Consider the following 20792-nt stretch of genomic DNA (forward strand, 5'->3'; position numbering starts at 1 on the left):
GACCAGGCCTGCGCCCAGACGACCTCGCCGGTCGCCATCGACGGCAGCACGCGCGCGCGTTGGTCCGCCGTTCCGTGGTCGAAGAGGGTCGGGGCGAGCAGGCTGATGCCGTTCTGGCTCACCCGGCCCGGCGCGCCCGCCGCCCAGTACTCCTCCTCGAAGACCAGCCACCGGATCAGCCCGGCGTCCCGCCCGCCGTACTCCCGGGGCCAGGCCACCACCGACCAGCGGTCCGCGGCGAGCCGGGCCTCCCAGACGCGGTGCGCCGCGAAGCCCTCCTCGGTCTCCAGGGAAGGCAGGGGAGTGCGGGGTACATGCGCGTCGAGCCAGGCACGGGCCTCGGCGCGGAACTCCTCGTCGGCCGGGGAGTGGGTGAGGTCCACGGCGGTCCGCCTTCCTGGAGCTTCCCTAACAAGTGTTTGGTAGGTTAGCGTGGGTCCATGACAGGCGTCGAGAGTCCGGCGTACGTGCCCGGCCACGGGCTGCTGAAGGGGCGCACCGCCGTCATCACCGCGGCGGCCGGAGCGGGGATCGGCGGGGCGACCGCCCGCCGCTTCCTGGAGGAGGGCGCGCGCGTCCTGATCAGCGACGCGCACACACGCCGGCTCAAGGAGTACGAGGCCCGGCTGGGACGCGAGTTCCCGGGAGCCGTGTCGGCGGTGCCCTGCGACGTCACCGACGAGTTGCAGGTGCGGGAGCTGTTCGGCACCGCCGCGCGGGAGCACGGACGCCTGGACGTCGTCGTCAACAACGCCGGTCTCGGCGGCACTTCGGCCCTCGTCGACATGACCGACGAGCAGTGGTCCCGTGTGCTCGACGTGACCCTCAACGGCACGTTCCGGTGCACCCGGGCCGCCCTGCGTTCGATGCGGGAGACCGGGGGAGGCGTGATCGTCAACAACGCCTCCGTCGTCGGCTGGCGCGCCCAGGCCGGGCAGGCGCACTACGCGGCAGCGAAGGCCGCGGTGATGGCACTGACCCGGTGCGCGGCCGTCGCGGCCGCGCAGTACGGCGTGCGGGTCAACGCGGTGGCGCCGAGCCTCGCCATGCACCCGCACCTGGCGAAGGTGACGACGCCCGCGCTGCTGGAGGAGCTCACCGCACGCGAGGCCTTCGGGCGCCACGCCGAGCCCTGGGAGGTGGCCAACGTGATCGTGTTCCTGGCGTCCGGCTACTCCTCCTACATGACCGGCGAGGTCGTCGCCGTCAGCAGTCAGCACCCCTGAGGGGATGGCGCAGACCACAATGGACCCGTGCCGACCAAGAAGAAGCCCCCGGTGACCGCCGCGAAGAAACCGCAGGTGACCGCGGCGAAGAAGTCCACGGCGACCGCGGCGAAGAAGCCCGCGGCCGCCGCCGCCCACGCGCGCCGCCGCGAACTGCTCGACACCGCCGCCGAGGTCTTCGCCGAGCAGGGCTACAACGCCACCACCGTGCGCGAGATCGCGGACCAGGCGGGCATGCTCGCGGGCAGCCTCTACTACCACTTCGACTCCAAGGAGTCGATGCTCGAGGAGATCCTGCGCACCTTCCTCGACGAGCTCTGGGACGGCTACGACACCGTCCTCGCCGCCGGCCTCGGGCCCCGCGAGACCCTGGAGGCCCTGGTCACCGAGTCGTTCCGGGAGATCGACCGGCACCGCGCCGCCGTGGCGATCTACCAGAAGGAGCACAGGCAACTGGTCGCGCAGGACCGGTTCACGTTCCTCGCCGAGTCGCAGCGCAGGTTCGAGAAGGCCTGGCTGTCCACGCTGGAGCGCGGGGTCGCCGCGCACGTCTTCCGCACCGACCTCGACGTCCGGCTCACCTACCGCTTCGTGCGCGACACGGTGTGGGTGGCCGCCTCCTGGTACCGGCCCGGCGGCCGGCACAGCCCGGAGGAGATCGCCCGGCAGTACCTGTCGATGGTGCTGGACGGGATTGCCGTGCGCCAATGATCCATTCATCCTGAACGACCCTTTCTCTCAGGGGAGTTGTCATGGCCGAGGCCTACATAGTCGAAGCGGTGCGGACGCCCGTGGGGCGGCGCGGGGGCGGGCTGAGCAAGGTCCACCCGGCGGACCTGGGAGCCCATGTGCTCAAGGAGCTCGTCGCACGCGCGGGCGTGGACCCGGGCGCCGTGGAGGACGTCGTCCTCGGCTGCCTGGACGCGGTCGGTCCGCAGGCCGGGGACATCGCCCGGACCTGCTGGCTGGCGGCCGGGCTGCCCGAGGAGGTACCCGGCGTCACCGTCGACCGGCAGTGCGGCTCCTCGCAGCAGGCCGTCCACTTCGCGGCACAGGCCGTACTGTCCGGCACCCAGGACCTGGTGGTCGCCGGCGGTGTCCAGAACATGTCGCAGATCCCCATCGCCTTCGCCTCCCGGCAGGCCGCCGAGCCTCTGGGCCTGACCGAGGGACCCTTCCTGGGCAGCGAGGGCTGGCGGGCCCGGTACGGACGACAGCCCGTCAACCAGTTCGCCGGCGCCGAGATGATCGCCGCCAAGTGGGGCATCAGCAGGCAGGACCAGGAGGAGTTCGCCCTGCGCTCGCACCGGCGTGCGGTGCGGGCGATCGACGAGGGCCGCTTCGACCGGGAACTCGTGCCCTACGGGGACGTCGTCGCCGACGAGGGCCCGCGCCGGGACACCTCGCTGGAGAAGATGGCCGCGCTCAGGCCCGTGGCCGACGGCGGCACCATCACGGCCGCCTGCTCCTCGCAGGTCTCGGACGGCGCCGCGGTCATGCTGCTGGCCTCGGAGCGCGCCGTACGGGAGCACGGGCTGCGCCCGCGCGCCCGCGTGCACCACCTCTCCGTCCGGGGCGAGGACCCCATCCGGATGCTCTCGGCCCCGATCCCGGCCACCGCCCACGCCCTGAAGAAGACCGGTCTCACCATCGGCGACATCGACCTCGTCGAGATCAACGAGGCCTTCGCCCCCGTGGTCCTGGCCTGGCTCAAGGAGACCGGCGCCGACCCGGAGAAGGTCAACGTCAACGGCGGTGCGATCGCCCTCGGCCATCCGCTGGGCGCCACCGGCGTCCGGCTGATGACGACCCTGCTGCACGAACTGGAGCGCACCGGCGGCCGGTTCGGGCTGCAGACCATGTGCGAGGGCGGCGGTCAGGCCAATGTGACGGTCATCGAACGGCTGTGAGCCGCCCCCGTACCTCCTCCGCCTCCGTCATGATCCGCTCCACCAGTTCCGCACAGGACGGCAGGTCGTCGATCACCCCGGCGACCTGCCCGGACGCCATCACACCCAGGTCCGTGCGGCCGTCCACCATCGCCGACCTCAGCAGCATCGGGGTGTTCGCGGCGAGCAGCACCTGACTCCAGGACAGCTCCTTGCCGTGTTTCAGCGCGAGCCCGTCGCGGACCATCCGCCGCCAGGTGAGCCCCGACAGCTTCCGGAACCCGGCCGCCCGGCGCACGGCGTGCGCCAGGGCACGGGTGCGCCCCGAGCGCTCCAGGGACTCCACGAGGTCCGTGCGCAGCATGCGGTGCGGCAGGCCGTCCACCGCCGTGGTGACGGTAACGTCCCGGACCGAGGCCGCCAGGTACCTGGCCTTCACCGCGTCCGGCACCGTCGAGTCCGAGGTGAGCAGGAAGCGCGTGCCCATCGCGACCCCCGCCGCCCCGTACGCCAGCGCCGCCACCAGACCCCGGCCGTCGAAGAAGCCGCCCGCCGCCACCACGGGTATCCGGACCGCGTCCACCACCTGGGGCAGCAGCACGCTCGTCGCCACCTCGCCGGTGTGCCCGCCGCCCTCTCCGCCCTGGACGACCACCGCGTCCGCGCCCCAGGCGGCGACCTTCTCCGCGTGCCGCCGCGCCCCGACGGACGGGATCACGACCACCCCCGCCTCCTTGAGCTCGGCGATCAGCTCACGGGAGGGAGCGAGCGCGAAGGACGCCACCCGCACCCCTTCGTCGATGATCAGCCGCACACGGTCGCCGGCGTCGCCCGCGTCCGCCCGCAGGTTCACCCCGAACGGGGCGTCCGTGCGGGAGCCGGCCTCGCGTATCGCCCCGCGCAGCTGGTCGAGGGTCATCGTCGCGGACGCCAGGATGCCCAGCGCGCCCGCGTTCGCCGCAGCCGAGACCAGCCGGGGGCCCGCCACCCAGCCCATCCCCGTCTGCACGATCGGGTGCCGGACCCCGACCAGCCGGGTGAGCGCGGTCTCCATCAGCTCCTCGCCCCCTCCGGCACCTCGCGCGCCCGGGACTCGCCGGGGTCGAGCACCTCGCGGATCAGGCGCAGCTCCTCGTGGGTCGGTTCGCGGGTGTACGGCACCTCGTCCGGGACGGCGAGCGCGAATCCCGTGGCCTCCCGCACCTGCCCGACGCTCACCCCCGGATGCAGCGAGGCCAGCCGCATGGTGCGGTCGGGCGTGCCGAAGTCGAAGACGCCGAGGTCGGAGACGACCCGCGCGATGCGGTGGTGCCGGGCCGTGTCCGGGTGCTCGGCGGCACGGTCGTACCCCACCCCGCACACCATGTCGACCTTCGCCACGAAGACCCGCCGGGAGTGTCTCGGGATCCAGTAACTCGTCGGGTTGTTCAGTGTGTTCAGGGGCGCGCCGCGCACGCCGAGCAGCTGTCTCGCGGGCCGCTCCCAGTCGCCGATGCACGAGATGTTCTGGTTGCCGAACCGGTCGATCTGGCTCGCGCCCATCATCACGTGCCGCCGTCCGCCGGCCACCAGAGTCAGGTGCTGCCGGTACGGCAGCCAGCCCTCGGCCGTCCCGTCCGGGCGGACGAGCGTCGCCTCCCCGTCGGTCAGCAGCAGGTCGGGCGCGAAGGTCAGCCGGGCCAGCCGGGCACCCAGCGACGGGATCAGGCCCATCGGGCTCGCCAGGACCTCACCCGCGCCGCGCCAGGCCTCCGCGCAGGCGATCACGCAGTACTCGGAGCGGAGAACCTCTCTCACCCCTGCTCCTCCCGCCAGTTCCGCACGGCCGACCGGTAGGCCTGTTCGTCCCCGCCGAGGAACCGCCCGGCGAACTCCGGCCACGGCGTGGACACGTACTGCTTCTGGAAGGCCTCGTCCCGCCCGTAGTCGGGTGCGCAGGACGTGAAGTGCGCACCGTTCGGCGCCTCGACCACCCCCGTCACCCCGTGCCGTTTGATCAGCAGCGTCTGCGGAGCCGCCTCCTTCGTCAACTCGGCTGTGTCGACGACGCGTTCGCACGAGACATAGGCCGCCTCGGCCGCCTCGCAGAAGAGGTCGTCGAAGTACGGGTCGGGGCCCAGATACTGCCCGTTGCCCAGCCGGTCGGCACGGTTGACGTGCACCAGGGCCGCGTCCAGCCGCAGGGCGGGCATCGCCACGAACGTCTCCCCGTCTTCGTACGGCGAGGTGACCGTCCGCAGGCCGGGGTTGACCCGCATGACGTCCGAGCCGATCCCTGCCCGCACCGGCAGGAAGGGCAGCCGCTGCGCGGCCGCGCGCAGCCCCCACATGAACATGCCCTCGTCGACCTCCATGAGTTCGAAGGACCCGCGCTCCCGTGCCGCGCGGTAGTGCGGTTCGAGCGGGACCGAGTCGAGGGTGACGAAGGCCGTCACCAGCTTGCGCACCCGTCCGGCCGCCGCCAGCATGCCGACGTCCGGGCCGCCGTACGACACCACGGTGAGATCGCCGATCCCGGACCGCAGCAGAGCCCTGACCAGGGCCATCGGCTTGCGGCGGGATCCCCAGCCGCCGATGCCGAGGGTCATGCCGCTCTCCAGGCGGGAGACCGCCTCGTCGGCGGTCATCGTCTTGTCGCCCATCTACGCACCCTCCTTCCCGAACGTGTCGCGGACGCGGTCGGCGAGCCCGCTGAGGTTGGCCTCGAAGGTGAAGCCCTGTTCGAACCGGTAGCTGCGGCGTACGTCGACGGGGTCGATCCCGTTGATGGCGGCCTTGGCCATGCGCAGCAGCCGCCCGTCCTTGGCCGCGATCTCGCGCGCCAGCTCCAGCGCGGCCGCCCGCAGCTCCTCGCGCGGCACCACCCGCCACACCGAGCCGTGCGCGTGCAGCTCGGCCGCGCTCACCGTGCGCGAGGTGTAGTACAGCGCGCGCATCAGGTGCTGCGGGACCAGGCGGGCCAGATGGGTGGCGGCACCGAGCGCGCCCCTGTCCAGCTCGGGCAGCCCGAACGTGGCGTCGTCGCTCGCCACGATCGCGTCCGCGTTCCCCACCAGTCCTATGCCGCCGCCCAGACAGAACCCCTGCACCGCCGCGACCACGGGCGTCTCGCACTCGTAGACCGCGGCGAAGGCCTGAGCGCAGCCGTGGTTGGCGCCGATCAACGCCTCCTGCCCGTCCGCCTGTATCTCCTTGATGTCCACCCCCGCGTTGAAGCCCCGCCCCTTTGCGGCCAGCACGACGCACCGGACCTCCGGATCGCGGCCGGCCGCGCGCACGGCCTCGGCCAGGGCGAACCATCCGGCCGCCGGCAGCGCGTTCACCGGTGGGAAGTCGACCGTGACGAGCGAAATCCCCTTTTCCGGGGACGAGGTGGAGACACCCATGGACGCATCAGCTACCTTCGCAGTCAGCTGCCTTTCCACCAAACATTTGTTAGGTGTGAGGCTTCGAAGCTAGCAGTCGGCGAAGACGAGCGGGAGGCCCTGTGGATAACTCGCTGCGCGGCAGAACCGTCGTCGTCACGGGCGGTACCCGGGGCGTCGGTGCCGGGATCGCGAGGGCCTTCGCCCGGTCCGGCGCCCACGTCGTGGCCTGTGCCCGCAGGCCTCCCGAAGTACCGGTCGAGGGAGTGGAGTTCGCCCCCCTCGACCTGCGCGACCCGCCCGCCGTGCGGACCTTCTTCGGCGCCCTGCCCCGGCTCGACGTCCTCGTCAACAACGCGGGCGGCGCCCCGTACCGGCCGCTGGCCGACGCGGACCCCGAGCGGCACGCACGGGTGATCGAGCTGAACCTGGTCACCCCGCTGACGGCCTCCCTCGCCGCCTACGAGCACCTCAGACGGGCCCGGGGCTCGGTCGTGATGGTCGGCAGCGTCAGCGGCAGCCGCCCCTCGCCCGGCACGGCGGCCTACGGCGCGGCCAAGGCCGGGCTGGAGAACCTCGCCCGCTCCATGGCGGTGGAGTGGGCGCCGGAGGTCCGCGTCAACACCGTCGTCGTCGGCATGGTCCGCACCGAGCTGACGCACCTCCACTACGGCGGCGAGGAGGGCATCGCGGCGGTCTCCGGCACCGTTCCGCTCGGACGGCTGGCCGCTCCGTCCGACGTCGGAGCCGCCGCCGTCTTCCTGGCCTCCGACGCCGCCGCCTACATCAGCGGCTCGAGCCTGCTCGTGCACGGGGGCGGGGAACGGCCCGCCTTCCTGGACGCCGCGACCGTCAACAGGTCCGTCGGCAAGGAGGAGTGAGATGAGCGGAATCTGCGCGGAGCGGGTCGTCGTCGTCACCGGCGCGGGGCGCGGGCTCGGGCGGGCCCACGCGCTCGCGTTCGCCGCCGAGGGTGCGCGGGTCGTCGTCAATGACCTGGGCGTCGGGCTGGACGGTGCGCCCGGATCCGGCAGTCCGGCCGGCCGGGTCGTCGAGGAGATCCGCGCGGCCGGCGGCGAGGCGGTCGCCCACGGCGGCGACATCGCGACGAGCGCCGGGGCCGAATCGCTGGTGGCGGCGGCCCTCGACGCCTACGGCAGGCTCGACACGCTCGTCAACAACGCCGGGTTCCTGCGCGACCGCATGCTGGTCAACCTCGACGAGGACGACTGGGACGCCGTGCTCCGGGTCCACCTCAAGGGGCACTTCCTGCCGTTGAAGCACGCCGCCGCGCACTGGCGTGCCGAGGCCAAGGCGGGCCGCGCGCCGGTGGCCAGGATCGTCAACACCAGCAGCGGAGCCGGTCTGCTGGGCTCGGTCGGGCAGGGGAACTACAGCGCGGCCAAGGCCGGGATCGTCGGGCTGACCCTGGTCGCGGCGGCCGAGCTGCGCCGGTACGGCGTCCAGGTCAACGCCGTAGCCCCCGCGGCCCGGACCCGTATGACGGAGCGCACCTTCGCCGGGACCATGGCGGCCCCCGGCACCGGCTTCGACGCCATGGCGCCCGGGAACGTGTCCCCGCTGGTGGTCTGGCTGGGCTCCGCCGCCAGTGCCGGTGTCACCGGCCGGGTCTTCGAGGCGGAGGGCGGCCGGATCACCGTCATGGAGGGCTGGCGGCCGGGCCCCACCGCCGACAAGGGGGAGCGGTGGACGCCGGCCGAGGCGGGGGAGGCGACGCTGAAGCTGCTCGCGGACGCGGAGGTGCCGGGGCGGGTCCACGGGGCGTGAGCGCTCCTACGACGACAGCCGGGCGGCGGCCTCGCGCTGCCGCTCCGCCATGACCGTCAGGAACCTGACCACGGTCTCCAGCTCCTCCGTGCTGAACTCCTCGCACGCCGCCACGATGTCGCGCGCCCAGTCCTCGAAGAACACGGCGAGTTCGCCGATCTTCTCCCGGTTCAGCTCGACGAGCACCCGGCGCTTGTCGGTGGGGTGCTTGACCCGGTGGGCGAATCCCTTGGTCTCCAGGCGGTCGACCAGACCGGTGACGGACGCGGGAGCCAGGCCGGTCAGCCGCGCCAGGTCCTTCGCGGTGAGCGGTCCGTGGCGCTCCAGGAGGTCGAGGGTCTTCTCCTCCGTGGCGTTCAGGCCCTGCTTGGCGGCGATCGCCGAGTGGAACATCACGGTGACGCCGCTGTGCACACGGCCCACCTCCATGAGGCGCTCAAGGGTCTCGGCCCGTCGGCCGCCGCTCGTCTGTGCGCTGCTGCTCATGGCGTCAGGCTAACAAATATTTCGTTCGGTCGAACTAATGACTTGCGGCGGCACCCTTGTGGATGCAAGTCTTTCGTTAGCCCGAACGAAATAATTCTGAAGCCCGGGGAGGCACCGTGTCCACCACCCTCACCGCAACACCGCCCACCGCGGCGGAGCCGCATCCGCGCCGCTGGGCCGCCGCCGTCGTGCTGATGATCGCGGCGCTGATGGACCTGCTGGACGCGACCATCGTCAACGTGGCGATCCCGTCCATGGGCCGTGACCTGCACGCCTCGGCGAGCGACCTGCAGTGGCTCGTCTCCGCCTACCTGCTCGGCTTCGCCGCCACCCTGATCGTGTCCGGGCACCTCGGGGACCGGCTCGGCCGCCGGGCCCTCTTCCTCGCCGGTACGGCGGGCTTCGGACTCGCCAGTCTGGGCTGCGGGCTCGCGCAGTCGCCGGGGCAGCTGATCGCCGCGCGGACGGTGCAGGGCGTGATGGCGGCGGTGCTGGTGCCCCAGGTGCTCGGCTCGTTCCGCACGCTGTTCCGGGGCAAGGAGCGCGGCGCGGCCTTCGGGATGTACGGCGCCGTGGCCGGGTTCGCCTCGGCCGTGGGGCTGCTGCTCGGTGGACTGCTGACCGATGCCGACCTGTTCGGCTGGGGCTGGCGATCGGTGTTCCTGGTGAACGTGCCGGTGGCCGTGGGGACCTTCGTGGGCGGTCTGCTGCTGGTGCCGGCCACCCGGGAGCGGTCGGCGGGCCGGCCGGACGTGCTGGGCAGTCTGGTGCTCGCCGCCGGGCTCGTGGCGATCGTGCTGCCGCTGGTGCAGGGCCGGGAGAACGGCTGGCCGCTGTGGGGCTGGGTCTGCCTGGTGGCGGGAGCGGTCGCGGTCGTCGGGCTCGGGGTGTACGAGGCGCGGCGCCGGGGCGGGGCCGGGACGGTGCCGCTGCTGCCGGCGCGGGCCTTCGGGCTCCCGGCGTTCTCCGTGGGCGTCCTGGTCCAGCTCCTCTTCTCCGTCGGTATGCAGGGCTTCTTCCTGGTCTTCGCGATCTGGTTGCAGGGGAGCGAGGGGTACTCGCCGATGCAGGCCGGTGTGGTGACCGTGGCCTTCTCGGCCGGCGGCTTCCTGACCGCGCCCGCCGCGGACGGGCTCGCCGTGAAGTACGGGCGGACCGTGCTCGGGGCCGGCGCGCTGATGATGGCCGGGGGCTTCGGATGGGTGTGGGCCGCGGTGGACGGCGCGGCCGCCGTGCACACCGGGGCCTGGCCGCTGGTGCCGGGGCTGGTGGTCGCCGGGGCCGGACTCGGATTCCTCGTGGTGCCGCTGGTGAACGTGGTGCTGTCGGCCGTGCCGGGGGAACTCGCGGGCGCCGCGTCCGGGATCTTCTCCACCGCCCAGCAGTTCGGGGGCGCGCTGGGGGCGGCGGTGGTCGGCACGGTGTTCTTCGGCCACATGGGGGAGGGCATGACCGAGGCCCTCGGCGCGGCGATGCCGTGGGTGACAGGCGGCTTCCTGCTCTGCGCCGGGCTGTGCGTGGGGCTGCCGCGACGGGCGGTGGCCGAGCACGAGGGGTGACACAAGGAGAACACCGAGGGCGGTGGGGGCGGTTTCTCGCCTCCGCCGCCCTTTGCTCATTCCCATCCCCAAGGGCTGCGCGCCTTCGACCCCACCGGGGCTCCGTCCCCTGGGCCCCCGGGAATCGCGCCGTCGTCCCGGGGGCCCAGCCTGGAGCCGGAGTCGAGCTTCCCGCGCCGGCCGGGGTTTCGCCCTCTGTGTCAGCCGGGGCTCCGCCCGCGGAGCCTGGCCCCGGACCGCCGGGGCCCGGGGGCGGAGCGCCCCAGGGGAAGGGCGCGGGCTACGTGTCGCACTCCAGTACCGTCCGGCACAACCCGCACCTCGCGCGGACGCGTCCCCGCACCGGCACCCTGATCCGCTGGTGGCAGGTCGGGCAGGGGAACGAGACCCGCAGTCGGCCGTCCCCGTCGGAGGTGAACGTGTACGGGACGCCGGGCTGCGGCCCGGGAGCCTGGCGGCGGTCGCGGGCGTAGCGGCGGCGGCCCGCCCAGCCCGCACCGGTCAGCGGCGGCTGCTGTTCGTCGCTGCGGGCCCGGGCCATGCCCTTGACGTACGCCGTGTAGGCCTGCGGGCTGGTGAACCACACCGACGGGTCCTCGTGGAAGACCAGGGAACGTTTCGCCAGGACGTAGCCGAACTCCTCCGGAGTGAGGTAGCCGAGCTTCTGGGACGAGGCCCCGTCCTCACGGTACGCGTCCAGCAGCAGCCAGCCCGCGCCCAGATACGTCGTCGCCGTGTCCGTGAGGATCTCGTTCTCCGCCGTGCTCGGGAACGACAGATCCAGACGGTGCAGATAGACGTGCATCACCTCGTGGGCCAGTGCCGCGCCGATGTCCCTGCGGTGGGTGCGGAACCGGTCGTTCAGCTCGACGAAGTACTCCGGGCCCGCCGCGAGTTCGACATTCGCCGCGTGCGTCATCTCGCGGAAGCTGACGATCACGCGGGCGTCCGGCAGCCGGAAGTGCCGCACCATCTCACGGGCCACGCGCTGCGCGCCCAGATGCAGGTCGTCGGTGTCGCAGAAGGCCACGTCGGCGGGGGCCACGCTCGTCGAGAAGGTCTGGATGGTGTCGTACGAGAGACGTCTGTAGAGCGCGGTGACGGCCGCCCGCACCGTCTCCAGGTGCGGGTAGCCGTGCGCCACCGGTCCGCCGTTCGCCACGTCCTGACCCCCAAAGACGTCCTGAACTCCATTCCACTCTAGGCGGGTGTGCGCCGGTTTTCGCCGACCGGAGGTGACAGACGTCCGGAAGGCGTCGGAGGGTCCGCAGATGCGGGCCGGATCCGGCGGGGTCCCTCTCCTGGAGTTCCCGCACCCACACGTCACTGTGCCCTCCCGCAGCACCGGCCCGGGGACGTGGAGCGAGCGCTGCGGGCCCACGGACCGGTAGCGGCCGAGGCCGAAGCCGTTGACCCGACGAAGTCACGGTTGCGGAACGGCAGTTCGAGCCGCGCGGCCCCGGCCCCGCGCGCCGCGTCGGTGGCCCGTACAGCCCCGGGGCGCCGTCGGCCGGCGGGTCCCGGTACGGCACGGCCCGCACACCGTCGCCCAAGGCGTCCAGCCGCGGCCGCCGCCGTGACCCCGTGGCGGACGACGCCCCGGTCGACGTCCAGTTCCTCGAAGGCGGCCGGGACGGGTCCGACGGTCTCCGGACCGCCCAGCGCGTCCATGACGTCGCCCAAGGGGGCCCGGCCGGTCAGCCGTACGTTTGCCGGAGAACCCAACGACGGGAGCGGCGGCCGAGGTTCGGGAAGCGGTTCGGAAGGCGTACCCGGCGAGCACCTCGCGCAAGAGCCGGAACTTCTCCCTGGAGCGGCCGTACTCGTCGAAGGCCACGCGCGCGTGGCCGGCGCAGATGTACGGACCCGGCCGCACGATCGCCCACCGCCCCGCATCCCCTGCGGTCTCCAGGAAACGGCCGAGCGCCGGCATCCGCCTGGGCCGCACCGGGGGACTCCTCGCGGCCACCGAACTGCCCGTCGCCGCCGTGGCCCGCCGCGTGGATACGACGACCCCGCCTGTTCCTCCCGCCTGTTCACCCGCCGCGTCGGCACCCCCGGTCCGCTTCCGCGTCCGGCGGGGCCGCGCCGTGCCCGCAGACTGGAGCGCCCGGTCCCCGACCCCGACGGTCCGCCGGTGATCGACAGCTCGCCCGCCCCTTAGGGTGGGCACCCATGACCACCAGCAACACCGGTACCGGTGACGCCGACCCCGCCGTGCGCGAGGAGCTCGACCGCTTGCGCGACAGCATCGACAACATCGACGCGGCCGTCGTCCACATGCTCGCCGAGCGCTTCAAGTGCACCCAGCAGGTCGGCCGTCTCAAGGCCGTTCACCAGTTGCCGCCCGCCGACCCGGCCCGCGAGGCACGGCAGATCGCCCGGCTGCGTACCCTCGCGGAGAACGCCAAGCTCGACCCGGCGTTCGCCGAGAAGTTCCTCAACTTCATCATCGCCGAGGTGATCAGACACCACGAGCGCATCGCCGTCGACACCGTGAACGACCAGGCACCGGAGGCGAACTGACCCCGGCGGTCATGGACGCGGTCGTGACAGCCGGGCCCGGACAGGGCATGCTGCGCTGTGCACTCCTCGTCAGCCGGTGAGCACTCCGTGTCAGCTCGGGGGCGGAGCCGGCTGTCCACACAGGAGGGACCCGGGCCATGCCGTCGAATGCCGAGATCCTCATCGTCGACGACCACGAGGACACGCTCTACGCGCTGGAGAGCGCCCTCGCCCCCCTGGGCTACCGGCTCGGCCGCGCCACCAGCGGCGACGAGGCCCTCAAACAGGTGCTCCGGGGCCGGGTCGGCCTTCTGCTGCTGGACGTGCGCATGCCCGGTGTCAGCGGTCTCGAGGTGGTGCGCTACATGCGCGGTCTGGAGCAGACCCAGCACATCCCCGTCGTCCTGCTCACCGGATTCGGCCCCGACCACGAACTGACCTCCGCCGCGTTCGGGCTGGGCGTCGCCGACCTCGTCCTCAAGCCCGTCGACCCCTGGGCCCTGCGCACCAAGGTGCGCTACCTGTACGACGCCCACCAGCACCACCTGGCCCTGGAGCGGGAGATCCGCGAACTGCGCGCCCTCGCCGGTGCGCGCACCGAGGACGTGGCGAGCGCCGGGCGGTCCGCCCGGACCCCCGCCGGTGCCCTGGTTCCGCCCCAGCGGGGCGCCTCCCCGTCCACCCCGGCGCAGGAGCGGACATAAGCCGCGTACCGGTCCGCCTCTGTGCGTCGTCGGTGCCATCAGGCAGCATGTCGTTCATGTCCGTACTGACGCGCGACGAAGCGCTGATCCGAGCACAGCTCCTCGATGTCCACCGGTACACGATCGAGCTCGACCTGACCACCGGGGACGAGACCTTCGATTCGCGCACCGTGATCCGGTTCAGCGCGCGGACGGCCGGGGACACGTTCGTCGAGCTCAAGCCCGTCGAGCTGCGCTCCGTCACCCTCGACGGACAGCCCCTCGACCCGGAGACCCTGGATCAGGACCGGCTGCCGCTGAAGAACCTCACCGCCGGTGAGCACGAACTGCGCCTCGACACGGTCATGCGCTACTCCCGCACCGGGGAGGGCATGCACCGCTTCACCGACCCCACCGACGGCGAGACGTACGTCTACACCCAGCTGTTCCTGGACGACATGCAGCGCGTCTTCGCCGCCTTCGACCAGCCCGACCTGAAGGCCGTCTTCGAGCTGTCCGTCAAGGCTCCGGAAGGCTGGACCGTCCTCGCCAACGGCGTCACCGAGCACCTGGGCGAGGGCCGCTGGCAGGCCGCACCCACCCCGCTGATCTCCACGTACCTCGTCGCCGTCGCCGCCGGCCCCTGGCACTCCGTGCGCACCGAGCACCGCGGTCTGCCCTTCGGCATCCACTGCCGCCGCTCCCTCGCGCCGTACCTCGACGCGGACGCGGAGGAGATCCTCGACGTCACGCGCGCGTGCTTCGACCGGTTCCACGAGAAGTTCGAGGAGCCCTACCCGTTCGACTCCTACGACCAGGCCTTCGTCCCCGAGTTCAACGCGGGTGCCATGGAGAACCCGGGCCTGGTCACCTTCCGTGACGAATTCGTCTACCGCTCCGCCGTCACCGACACCGAGCGGCAGACCCGCGCGATGGTCATCGCCCATGAGATGGCGCACATGTGGTTCGGCGACCTCGTCACCCTCAAGTGGTGGGACGACATCTGGCTGAACGAGTCGTTCGCCGAGTACATGGGTTACCAGACCATCATCGAGGCGACCCGCTTCACCGACACCTGGGTCGACTTCGGTGTGGCCCGCAAGGCCTGGGGCTATGACGCCGACCAGCGCCCCTCCACCCACCCGGTCGCCCCCGACGCCGTCGACGACACCGCCTCCGCCCTGCTCAACTTCGACGGCATCTCCTACGCCAAGGGTGCGTCCGCGCTGCGCCAGCTGGTCGCCTGGCTCGGCGAGAAGGACTTCCTCGCCGGCATCAACATCCACTTCGCCCGGCACAGGTTCGCCAACGCCACCCTCGCCGACTTCATCGACTCCCTGGCCGCGGCCACCGACCGCGACGTCCACGCCTGGGCGGACGCGTGGCTGCGCACCACCGGGGTCGACACGCTGGTCCCGGCCGTCACGGCGGGCGGCGACAACGGCACGTACGCGCTCACCGTCGACCGGCGGGGCAGCCGCCCGCACCGCGTCACCGTCGGCCTGTACGACCACGACCTCGGCGACGAGGGCGGGCTCGTGCTGCGCGAACGGGTCGACCTCGACCTCCCGCAGACCATCCCCCAGTCCATCGGCAAACGGCCCGCGCTGCTCCTCCTCAACGACGGCGACCTGACCTACGCCAAGGTCCGGTTCGACGCCGAGTCCTTCGAAACGGTCCGCACGGGCCTGTCCGGCCTGCCCGAGCCGCTCACCCGCGCGGTCGTGTGGAACGCCCTCCGGGACGCGGTGCGCGACGGCGAGCTCCCGCCCTCCGCGTATCTGGAGACCGCCCGCGCCCACCTCCCCCGGGAGACGGACCTGGCCCTCGTCCAGGGCGTGCTGGCCTTCGCCTCCGGGCACATCGCCGACCGCTACCTCGAGCCCGGTAAGCGGTCCGCCGCCCTGGCCACGCTCTCCTCCCTGTGCCGCGACCTCATCCGCCGCACCGAGGACGGCGACAACCCCGGCCTGCGGCTGATCGCCGTCCGCCACTTCATCGACGTCGCCGCGCACCCCGACACCATCGCCGCCTGGCTCGCCGACGGCACGGTGCCCGGCGGGCCCGAGCTCGACCCCGAGCTGCGCTGGCGCATCCTCGGCCGCCTGGCCGTCCTCGGCGCCACCGACGAGGCCGCCATCGCCGCCGAGCTCGACCGCGACCCGAGCGCCACCGGCCAGGAGGGCGCCGCCCGCTGCCGGGCCGCGCTGCCCGACCCCGAGGCCAAGCGCGCAGCCTGGGAGGCTATGTTCGCCACCGACGACCTGTCCAACTACCTGTTCACGGCCACCGCACAGGGCTTCTGGCAGCCCGAGCAGGCCGACCTCGTGCGGGAGTACGTGCCGCGGTACTACCAGGACGCGCTCGCCGTCGCCGCCCGCCGCGGCCCCGCCATCGCCGCCGTCACCGGGCGTTACGCCTTCCCGTCGTACGCCGTGGACGCGGAGAACCTCGCCCTGGGCGAGGCCTGCCTGCGCGACGCCGACCCGATCACCGCGCTGCGCCGCCGTCTCGTCGACGAACTCGACGACCTGGCAAGGGCGTTGCGGGTCCGGGGGGCCTAGTTCCCAGGGAGTAGGACACGGCCGCGCCGGCTGGTCCCTGGTGATGATGCGGGGGCCGGCGGTCCTTCCTAGGCTCGAGTGGCCAGGAAGGACCCCGCCCCCAGGAGGCACTCCAGTGATCGTAGTGACCGGCGCCACCGGCAACGTCGGCCGAGCCCTCGTCGAGAGGCTGCTCGCGGCGGACCGGCCCGTGCGGGCGCTCACCCGTGACCCCGAGCGGGCCGGCCTGCCCGCGAAGGCCGAGGTGGTGAAGTTACGGCTGGACGAGCCGGCCGCCCTGTTCGAGGGAGCGACCAAGCTGTTCCTCTACGTCCAGGCGGCCGGGGAGCGGGCCCCGGCCCTGCTCGCCGCCGCCCGGGAGGCCGGGGTGCGGCACGTGGTGCTGCTCTCCTCCGGGATCATCCAGGAGGGTTCCGACGAGGCCCACCCCATTCACGTCATGCACGCCACGGCCGAACGGCAGATCCGCGACAGCGGCCTGGAGTGGACCTTCCTGCGCCCCAACGCGTTCGCCACCAACGCCTTCCAGTGGGCGCCCCAGATCCGCACCGGGAACACCGTCCGCGGTGTCTTCGCGGGCATGCTCACGGCCCCCATCCACGAGGACGACATCGCGGCCGTCGCCGAACGCGTCCTCCTCGACGACGGCCACGAGGGCCTCGCCCACCGGCTCACCGGGCCCGGGGCGACCACCAACACCGACCAGATCGCCGCGATCGGCCGGGCGGTCGGCCGCGATCTGACCTTCGTGGAGGTGCCCCCGGAGGAGGCGGGGCCCGAACTGTTCCCGGGCGCGCCGCCGGCGTTCGTGCGGGCCCTCCTCAAGAGCTTCGGCGACACCGTCGGAGTGCCCCCGGAGATCACCGGCACGGTGGAGAAGATCACCGGCGTGCCGGCCCGCACGTTCACCCAGTGGGCCGAGGACCACGCCGACGACTTCCGGGGAGCCTGAGCACCCGGTCCGCGGTGGACGGCCGCGGACCGGATCCTCGCGCGGCGGGCGGCGCGTTCGACCTCAGTGGCGTCCGTCCAGGCGCAGTTCCGCCCGCCGCACGTCCCCCTCCCGTGGACCCGCCCGACGGTTCGCGGCATCCGGGCCGGTGGGCGCCGCCGCGCCGAGGGCGAAACCGAGCCGTTCCAGGAAGCGCTCCCCGGATCTCCAGCCGGGCGGCACGGTGGCCGTCACCGACGTGAGGCCCTCCGCCCGGGCGAGGAGCGCCTCGGCGACCGCGCGGCCGAGACCCAGGCCCCGCGCGGACGGCGCCAGCAGGAACAGGCCGACCGAGACGGCACCCGGCGCGGGGTGGTTCAGTACCGCGTCCACCAGGCCCACGACCGCGCCCGGCCGTTCCACCAGCAGCAGGACCTTGTCCTCGGGGGCGGCGCCCTCCGGCAGCGAGTAGTACAGGCTCTGCACGTCACCGGGCCCGGACGGCAGTCCCGTCGCCGCCGCGAACCAGTCCTCGCACTCCTCGAAGAGGGACAGCACAGGTGCCTCGTCGGCGGGGCCGGGCTCCCGCACCAGCAGCCGCCCGCCGGGCGCGTCGACCGGGATCGCGTCAAACATCCACCCGACGCTAGCCGTTCCGCCCCGCGGCCCCCAACATGTTTTCCCCGCACGGGAGTACCCACTTTCGGGTTCCGATCGTTGGGCTTTCGGGCGCCCAGACCCAAACGCGTACAAGCTGGAAGCCCCACATGGTTGTTCCCCCTGCCCGCGCCCCGGAGGAGAGCCCATGAGTACGCCGCCGCCCCTTGCCTCAGGACCCGAAGGGCCCGACGTCCTGCGGCCGTTGGTCGACTCCGTGCTCGACGCGCTGCGGCAGGGCGGGCGGGCCCGCGGCGGACCGCTGCCCGCGGGCGGGCCGGAGGCCGTCGCCGCGGCCGTCACGGGCGCCGTGGGGGACGTACTCCCGGACAAGGGCGACCCGGACGCCCTGCGCACCCTCGTACGCGCCCTCGCGGAAGGCTCCGCCGACCCCGCCGACCCGCTGTGCGCGGCCCATCTGCACTGCCCGCCGCTCGCCGTCGCCACCGCCGCCGACCTCGCCGCGAGCGTCCTCAACCCCTCCCTGGACTCCTGGGACCAGGCACCGGCCGCCTCCGCCCTGGAGGCCCTCGTCACCCGCGAGCTCGCCCACGAGATCGGCCTGGCGGACTCGCTCGTCACCACAGGCGGCACGGAGTCCAACCAGCTCGCCCTGCTGCTCGCCCGTGAGGCGTTCGGCGGCAGCGTCCGGCTGGTGTGCGGAGCCAACGCCCACCACTCGCTGCCGCGCGCCGCCTGGCTGCTCGGCCTGCCCGACCCGGTGGTCGTCCCCGCGCCCAACGGCACCCTCGACCCCGCCGCCCTCGACGAGGTCCTCACCCGCTTCCCCCGCCCGCTGCTGGTCGCCGCCACCGCCGGCACCACCGACGCCGGGCTCATCGACCCGCTGCCCGAGATCGCCGGGCTGTGCGCCGCGCACGGCGCACGCCTGCACATCGACGCCGCCTACGGCGGCGGCCTCGTCTTCAGCGACCGGCACCGCGAGAAGCTCGCCGGCCTCGAAGCCGCCCACACCGTCACCCTCGACCTGCACAAACTCGGCTGGCTGCCGGTCGCAGCGGGCCTCCTCGCCGTCTCCCGCCCCCGGGACCTGGCCGTCCTGCACCAACGCGCCGACTACCTCAACGCCGAGGACGACACCGAGGCCGGACTCCCCGACCTGCTCGGCCGGTCCCTGCGCACCACGCGCCGCCCCGACGTCCTCAAGATCGCCGTCACGCTCAGGACCCTCGGCCGCTCCGGCCTCGGCGCCCTCGTCGACCAGGTGTGCGCGCGGGCACGGGAGTTCGCCGCCCTCGTCCAGGACCACCCCGGCTTCGAGCTGTACGACCGGCCCGTCATCAGCACGGTGCTCTTCCGGCCCGCCGGAGCCACCGACGACGCGGTCGCCGGGGTACGCCGCACCCTGCTGCACGAAGGCCGCGCCGTCCTCGGCCGCGCCCGCCTCGACGGCAGCCTCTGGCTCAAGGCCACCCTCCTCAACCCCCACACCCGGCCGCACGAACTGGCCGACCTCCTGAAACTCGTCGAAGGAACCACCCCCAGATGACCAGACCCCCACACCACGAGTCCGAAGCACCCCGCGACCTGGTCGGCATCGGCATCGGACCGTTCAACCTCTCTCTCGCCGCCCTCGCCCACCCGCTCGCCGCGCTCGACGCCGTCTTCTACGAGCAGCGCCCCGGCTTCGACTGGCACCCCGGCCTGCTCATCGACGGCGCCACCATCCAGGTCCCGTTCCTCGCCGACCTGGTGACCCTCGCCGACCCGGTCAGCCGCTGGAGCTTCCTCAACTACCTCAAGGCCCACGACCGGCTTTTCCCCTTCTACTTCGCCGAGCGCTTCCACATCCAGCGTGCCGAGTACGACGCCTACTGCCGCTGGGTCTCCGAGAACCTCCCCGCACTGCACTTCTCCCACCAGGTCGACTCCGTCCGCTGGAACCCCGAACGCGACGTCTTCGAGGTCGACTTCACCCGGCTCGACGCCGACGGGGAGGCCGAGGCACTCGGCCGTACGTACACGAGGAACATCGTCCTCGGCGTCGGCACCGCCCCGTACGTCCCCGATCCGCTCAGGCCTCTCGTCGAGGCCCCCGGCGCGCCGGTCATCCACGCCGCCGACTACCTCGACCACCGCGAGGCCTTCCTCGCCGCCGGCCATGTCACCGTCGTCGGCTCGGGACAGTCCGGTGCCGAGGTCTTTCTCGACCTGCTGCGCCACCGTCCCGTCGGACGCGAGAGGCTCCACTGGATCAGCCGCAGCGAGGCCTTCGCACCCATGGAGTACTCCAAGCTCGGCCTGGAGCACTTCACGCCCGACTACACCCGGTACTTCCACGCCCTCACCGAAGGCGTCCGCGACCGGCTCGTGGCCTCCCAGTGGCAGCTCCACAAGGGCATCGACGCCGAGACCATCGCCGCGATCCACGACGAGCTCTACCGCCGCACCCTGCACGGCGGCTGGCCCGACGCGGTGCTGACCCCGGGCGTCCACGTGCGCACCGCCGGACGCATCGCCACCACCAAGGTCGAGTTCCATCTGGAGCACGTCCAGCAGGACACCCGCTCCCGGCTCACCACCGACGCGGTCGTCCTGGCCACCGGCTACCGGGAACGCCCCCTCGGCCGCATCCTCGCCGGCCTCGACCCCTACCTGCGCCGCGACAGCAGTGAACGCCCACGAGTCGACGAAAGGTTCCGGCTCGTCCTCGACCCCCCGGTCTCCGGTTCGGTGTTCGTGCAGAACGCCGAACTCCACACCCATGGCGTCGGCGCCCCCGACCTGGGACTCGCCGCCTGGCGCAGCGCCACCATCCTCAACTCCCTGACGGGCATGGAGCCGTACCCGCTCCCCCTGCGCACGGCCTTCACCACTTTCGGACTCGACGAGCGGCAGCGCGTCCCGCAGGCGCGGCCGGCCCCGGCCCTCACCCCGCTCGTCGACTGAGGACAGTGCTCGGGCAGGAGCACGCCGAGGGGGGCGCGGGGGGGCCCCCGCGCGCGGGGCGGTGAGGCGCGGCGCGGGGCAGGAGTGCGCCGCGGGGGCGCGGGGGGGGGGCGGGCGGCCCCGCGGTGCGGGGGGCCGCCGGCCGCGGCGTGGTGGGCCGGGGGGAGCGACTCCAGGACGAGGAGGCGGCGGCCCTGGGCCCGGGTGAGGCCCATCGTGTGCAGGCGTG

Annotated in this window: 20 protein-coding genes and 1 pseudogene; 13 read left to right on the forward strand and 8 right to left on the reverse strand. The window is 73.0% G+C overall.

Features of this window, described 5'->3' with window-relative positions; translation table 11 throughout:
* On the reverse strand, window positions 1-383 hold a 383-nt coding region (locus ACFW2E_RS04330; RefSeq protein WP_384461149.1), incomplete at its 3' end, for an acyl-CoA dehydrogenase family protein.
* Between the two features lie 57 nt (window positions 384-440).
* On the opposite strand from ACFW2E_RS04330, the gene ACFW2E_RS04335 reads away from it, so the two are divergent.
* The 3 genes from ACFW2E_RS04335 to ACFW2E_RS04345 are packed head-to-tail and all read left to right on the forward strand — an operon-like array spanning window position 441 to window position 3136.
* The gene (locus ACFW2E_RS04335; protein ID WP_384461152.1) at window positions 441-1226 is read left to right on the forward strand and encodes an SDR family oxidoreductase; all 786 of its coding nucleotides are present in this window, start codon (window positions 441-443) and stop codon (window positions 1224-1226) included.
* A 27-nt stretch (window positions 1227-1253) separates the two neighbouring features.
* Window positions 1254-1937 (forward strand): TetR/AcrR family transcriptional regulator, encoded by a 684-nt coding sequence (locus ACFW2E_RS04340; RefSeq protein ID WP_384461155.1) that lies wholly within the window; start codon window positions 1254-1256, stop codon window positions 1935-1937.
* 41 nt (window positions 1938-1978) lie between these two features.
* Window positions 1979-3136 carry an acetyl-CoA C-acetyltransferase gene (locus ACFW2E_RS04345; RefSeq protein WP_384461157.1) on the forward strand — a complete coding sequence of 386 codons (1158 nt, stop codon included), beginning with the start codon at window positions 1979-1981 and terminating at the stop codon, window positions 3134-3136.
* Here the strand turns inward: ACFW2E_RS04345 and ACFW2E_RS04350 are convergent.
* From ACFW2E_RS04350 to ACFW2E_RS04365, 4 genes are read right to left on the reverse strand one after another with little or no spacing between them, the layout of a single operon-like run.
* A complete protein-coding gene (locus ACFW2E_RS04350; RefSeq protein ID WP_384461160.1) occupies window positions 3120-4169 on the reverse strand; it encodes an NAD(P)H-dependent flavin oxidoreductase in 1050 nt (349 codons plus the stop codon). The genes ACFW2E_RS04345 and ACFW2E_RS04350 overlap by 17 nt on opposite strands.
* Window positions 4169-4912: a CoA-transferase subunit beta gene (locus ACFW2E_RS04355; protein ID WP_384461163.1), complete on the reverse strand. Its 744-nt coding sequence runs from the start codon at window positions 4910-4912 to the stop codon at window positions 4169-4171. The genes ACFW2E_RS04350 and ACFW2E_RS04355 overlap by 1 nt, the downstream gene beginning before the upstream one ends.
* A complete protein-coding gene (locus ACFW2E_RS04360; RefSeq protein WP_384461166.1) occupies window positions 4909-5757 on the reverse strand; it encodes a CoA transferase subunit A in 849 nt (282 codons plus the stop codon). Before ACFW2E_RS04360 ends, ACFW2E_RS04355 begins: the two co-directional genes overlap by 4 nt.
* On the reverse strand, window positions 5758-6501 hold the full coding sequence (locus ACFW2E_RS04365) for an enoyl-CoA hydratase family protein (protein ID WP_384461169.1): 744 nt from the start codon (window positions 6499-6501) through the stop codon (window positions 5758-5760).
* A gap of 101 nt (window positions 6502-6602) precedes the next feature.
* Between ACFW2E_RS04365 and ACFW2E_RS04370 the strand changes: the two genes are divergently transcribed.
* Together ACFW2E_RS04370 and ACFW2E_RS04375 are read left to right on the forward strand one after the other, a co-directional pair.
* Window positions 6603-7361 carry an SDR family oxidoreductase gene (locus ACFW2E_RS04370; protein ID WP_384461172.1) on the forward strand — a complete coding sequence of 253 codons (759 nt, stop codon included), beginning with the start codon at window positions 6603-6605 and terminating at the stop codon, window positions 7359-7361.
* Window position 7362: 1 nt separating this feature from the next.
* The gene (locus tag ACFW2E_RS04375; RefSeq protein ID WP_384461175.1) at window positions 7363-8268 is read left to right on the forward strand and encodes an SDR family oxidoreductase; all 906 of its coding nucleotides are present in this window, start codon (window positions 7363-7365) and stop codon (window positions 8266-8268) included.
* 6 nt (window positions 8269-8274) lie between these two features.
* Here ACFW2E_RS04375 and ACFW2E_RS04380 read toward each other — a convergent pair whose 3' ends face one another.
* Window positions 8275-8754, reverse strand: a complete 480-nt coding sequence (locus ACFW2E_RS04380) for a MarR family winged helix-turn-helix transcriptional regulator (protein ID WP_384461177.1) — start codon at window positions 8752-8754, stop codon at window positions 8275-8277.
* 116 nt (window positions 8755-8870) lie between these two features.
* Here ACFW2E_RS04380 and ACFW2E_RS04385 point away from each other — a divergent pair, with 116 nt between their 5' ends.
* The gene (locus tag ACFW2E_RS04385) at window positions 8871-10313 is read left to right on the forward strand and encodes an MFS transporter (protein WP_384461180.1); all 1443 of its coding nucleotides are present in this window, start codon (window positions 8871-8873) and stop codon (window positions 10311-10313) included.
* Window positions 10314-10593: 280 nt separating this feature from the next.
* On the opposite strand, the gene ACFW2E_RS04390 is transcribed toward ACFW2E_RS04385, so the two are convergent.
* Window positions 10594-11475, reverse strand: coding sequence for a hypothetical protein (locus ACFW2E_RS04390; protein ID WP_384461204.1), 882 nt, complete (start codon window positions 11473-11475; stop codon window positions 10594-10596).
* 760 nt (window positions 11476-12235) lie between these two features.
* On the opposite strand from ACFW2E_RS04390, the pseudogene ACFW2E_RS04395 reads away from it, so the two are divergent.
* From ACFW2E_RS04395 to ACFW2E_RS04415, 5 genes and pseudogenes are all read left to right on the forward strand, one after another.
* A pseudogene (locus ACFW2E_RS04395) lies at window positions 12236-12477 on the forward strand (AraC family transcriptional regulator); the annotation flags it as partial.
* A gap of 11 nt (window positions 12478-12488) precedes the next feature.
* A complete protein-coding gene (locus ACFW2E_RS04400; RefSeq protein ID WP_384461183.1) occupies window positions 12489-12839 on the forward strand; it encodes a chorismate mutase in 351 nt (116 codons plus the stop codon).
* A 137-nt stretch (window positions 12840-12976) separates the two neighbouring features.
* On the forward strand, window positions 12977-13522 hold the full coding sequence (locus tag ACFW2E_RS04405) for a two-component system response regulator (protein ID WP_384461186.1): 546 nt from the start codon (window positions 12977-12979) through the stop codon (window positions 13520-13522).
* A 56-nt stretch (window positions 13523-13578) separates the two neighbouring features.
* Window positions 13579-16065 (forward strand): aminopeptidase N, encoded by a 2487-nt coding sequence (gene pepN / locus ACFW2E_RS04410; RefSeq protein WP_384461189.1) that lies wholly within the window; start codon window positions 13579-13581, stop codon window positions 16063-16065.
* Between the two features lie 115 nt (window positions 16066-16180).
* A complete protein-coding gene (locus tag ACFW2E_RS04415) occupies window positions 16181-17017 on the forward strand; it encodes an NAD(P)H-binding protein (RefSeq protein WP_384461192.1) in 837 nt (278 codons plus the stop codon).
* A 63-nt stretch (window positions 17018-17080) separates the two neighbouring features.
* On the opposite strand, the gene ACFW2E_RS04420 is transcribed toward ACFW2E_RS04415, so the two are convergent.
* Entirely contained in the window at window positions 17081-17632 is a 552-nt protein-coding gene (locus tag ACFW2E_RS04420; RefSeq protein WP_384461195.1) for a GNAT family N-acetyltransferase, read from the reverse strand.
* A 169-nt stretch (window positions 17633-17801) separates the two neighbouring features.
* On the opposite strand from ACFW2E_RS04420, the gene ACFW2E_RS04425 reads away from it, so the two are divergent.
* Both ACFW2E_RS04425 and ACFW2E_RS04430 read left to right on the forward strand, forming a co-directional pair.
* Window positions 17802-19163, forward strand: a complete 1362-nt coding sequence (locus ACFW2E_RS04425; protein WP_384461198.1) for a pyridoxal phosphate-dependent decarboxylase family protein — start codon at window positions 17802-17804, stop codon at window positions 19161-19163.
* Window positions 19160-20563 (forward strand): lysine N(6)-hydroxylase/L-ornithine N(5)-oxygenase family protein, encoded by a 1404-nt coding sequence (locus tag ACFW2E_RS04430; protein WP_384461201.1) that lies wholly within the window; start codon window positions 19160-19162, stop codon window positions 20561-20563. The genes ACFW2E_RS04425 and ACFW2E_RS04430 overlap by 4 nt, the downstream gene beginning before the upstream one ends.
* The last annotated feature ends 229 nt before the right edge of the window (window positions 20564-20792 follow it).

The sequence above is a fragment of the Streptomyces sp. NPDC058964 genome, assembly GCF_042741275.1.
Taxonomy (GTDB): domain Bacteria; phylum Actinomycetota; class Actinomycetes; order Streptomycetales; family Streptomycetaceae; genus Streptomyces.

Bases quoted from the DNA above. Each gene is read 5' to 3' on its own strand.
- ACFW2E_RS04335 (WP_384461152.1), top strand. From the start codon at position 441: ATGACAGGCGTCGAGAGTCCGGCGTACGTGCCCGGCCACGGGCTGCTG.
- ACFW2E_RS04345 (WP_384461157.1), top strand. From the start codon at position 1,979: ATGGCCGAGGCCTACATAGTCGAAGCGGTGCGGACGCCCGTGGGGCGG.
- ACFW2E_RS04350 (WP_384461160.1), bottom strand. From the start codon at position 4,169: ATGGAGACCGCGCTCACCCGGCTGGTCGGGGTCCGGCACCCGATCGTG.
- ACFW2E_RS04360 (WP_384461166.1), bottom strand. From the start codon at position 5,757: ATGGGCGACAAGACGATGACCGCCGACGAGGCGGTCTCCCGCCTGGAG.
- ACFW2E_RS04365 (WP_384461169.1), bottom strand. From the start codon at position 6,501: ATGGGTGTCTCCACCTCGTCCCCGGAAAAGGGGATTTCGCTCGTCACG.
- ACFW2E_RS04375 (WP_384461175.1), top strand. From the start codon at position 7,363: ATGAGCGGAATCTGCGCGGAGCGGGTCGTCGTCGTCACCGGCGCGGGG.
- ACFW2E_RS04380 (WP_384461177.1), bottom strand. From the start codon at position 8,754: ATGAGCAGCAGCGCACAGACGAGCGGCGGCCGACGGGCCGAGACCCTT.
- ACFW2E_RS04400 (WP_384461183.1), top strand. From the start codon at position 12,489: ATGACCACCAGCAACACCGGTACCGGTGACGCCGACCCCGCCGTGCGC.
- ACFW2E_RS04405 (WP_384461186.1), top strand. From the start codon at position 12,977: ATGCCGTCGAATGCCGAGATCCTCATCGTCGACGACCACGAGGACACG.
- pepN (WP_384461189.1), top strand. From the start codon at position 13,579: ATGTCCGTACTGACGCGCGACGAAGCGCTGATCCGAGCACAGCTCCTC.
- ACFW2E_RS04420 (WP_384461195.1), bottom strand. From the start codon at position 17,632: ATGTTTGACGCGATCCCGGTCGACGCGCCCGGCGGGCGGCTGCTGGTG.
- ACFW2E_RS04425 (WP_384461198.1), top strand. From the start codon at position 17,802: ATGAGTACGCCGCCGCCCCTTGCCTCAGGACCCGAAGGGCCCGACGTC.
- ACFW2E_RS04430 (WP_384461201.1), top strand. From the start codon at position 19,160: ATGACCAGACCCCCACACCACGAGTCCGAAGCACCCCGCGACCTGGTC.